The following is a 270-nucleotide window of genomic DNA, read 5'->3' on the forward strand; positions in this document are numbered from 1 at the left end:
CTACGCCTCGCTTGAGTATCAATTACTCATAACGCAACGTTTGCGCAGGTTGAATTTTAGCCGCTCGGCGCGCTGGATAAATAGTGGCCAAAAAGCTCAATACAAATGACGCACCAGTGATCAATATCACATCCGTTAAGCGCAGCTGTGATGGTAGATAATTAACGAAGTAAGCATCGAAGAGATTGAGACCGAAGGCTTGATTAATGAAGCCTAAGATATCGCTCACTGTCAACGCAAATATCACACCCAAAATCGTACCTGCAATCG

1 pseudogene is annotated in these 270 nt (G+C 44.4%); it reads right to left on the bottom strand.

From position 1 onward, the window contains the following. Positions 1 to 22 precede the first annotated feature (22 nt). Positions 23 to 270 (bottom strand): annotated as a pseudogene (locus AAEY75_RS15250) (lipoprotein-releasing system transmembrane subunit LolC); the annotation flags it as partial.

It is taken from the genome of Psychrobacter sp. TB55-MNA-CIBAN-0194 (assembly GCF_040309505.1).
Taxonomy (GTDB): domain Bacteria; phylum Pseudomonadota; class Gammaproteobacteria; order Pseudomonadales; family Moraxellaceae; genus Psychrobacter; species Psychrobacter fozii.